This is a genomic window from Wolbachia endosymbiont of Drosophila incompta (assembly GCF_001758565.1).
Classification (GTDB): domain Bacteria; phylum Pseudomonadota; class Alphaproteobacteria; order Rickettsiales; family Anaplasmataceae; genus Wolbachia; species Wolbachia pipientis.
Genome location: NZ_CP011148.1, coordinates 395,850 through 397,033 on the forward strand (window position 1 = coordinate 395,850; position 1,184 = coordinate 397,033).

The 1,184-nt window shown below is 38.7% G+C and carries 1 pseudogene; it reads left to right on the top strand.

Annotation, left to right across the window (positions count from 1 at the left end):
- Positions 1 to 915: 915 nt before the first annotated feature.
- Positions 916 to 1,184: pseudogene (locus WG67_RS07185) on the top strand (tRNA (N6-isopentenyl adenosine(37)-C2)-methylthiotransferase MiaB); the annotation flags it as partial.

Genomic DNA, 1,184 nt, shown 5'->3' on the forward strand with positions numbered 1-1,184 from the left:
CGTATCTGTTCAGATGCATGGCTAATGTACAATACTGAAATAAAAATTCCAGTGCTCCCTTTCTTGTCATCCCAGTGCTTGACACTGGGCTGGCTTTGTTTACAAATTCACCAAAAGTGCTTCATTCTATAACGCAAAACCCATACTCACCAAACTCAATGCATTACTTGCAATTAAGTCTCCTGGATGCCAGTGTCAAGCTACTCGGATGACACCTTTCTTTTTCCTGGATCCCAGTGTTAGCTACTTGCATGACACCATTCTTTTTCCTGGATCCCAGTGCGCTATGCTGCATCGTTAGCTTTCATTCAATAAATTCAGAATAGGTGGAGAATATCAGTAGCTTATTATTCTGGTATTTATAACAAGAACGGTCAGTGAATACCTAAATTTGAGTAAAAGAAATTTCACTACCACTCACTAATCCGGCTAAAATTCAAGAATTTCAATGCTTTAGCTATTTTCAATAGAATTAAATTTATTAATATAAATAATAAATTACTATTCTTAAATTTGATCAGATTGATTGCAAAAAAACAAGATTTTCAATAGGTTGCTTATAATCCTAACTATAGTTAGCCTTTCATAAGTAGCGATGCAACAAAGCCATCCCAGTGTGAACTTCTTAAATTTNAAGAAGAGGGCACTGCCCTCTTGGATGGAAGCCAGTGTTAGCTACTTTCATGACACCCTGACAACCGTCATCCCGCTACTTGTTAGCGGGATCTAGAGATACCGTGATGATATGACGTAGGGGTTGCCGAGAACTGGTCATCCCAGTGCTTGACACTGGGATCCAGTTTTTCGTATAATTTTGTCAAAATCTATTGTGCTAGCAAGTTCACTAGCGTCACGCGCTGGTCTGTTAGACATTTACGTGTAGGGTGAAGAAATTTTGAAAAAGACATACCAAATATGAAAGGCCTATATATTAAAACTTACGGCTGTCAGATGAACGTTTATGACTCCGTTTTAATGGAAAATGTAATTAAACCTTTGGGGTTCAACGTTGTTAGTGATGCAGGGAAAGCCGATTTAGTGATACTGAATACTTGTCACATTAGAGAGAAGGCAGCAGAAAAACTTTACTCAGAGCTTGGGAAGATTCATTCGTTACGAAAAGAAATGACTATAGTGGTGGCTGGGTGTGTAGCGCAAGCAGAGGGAGAAGAAGTGTTCAGAAG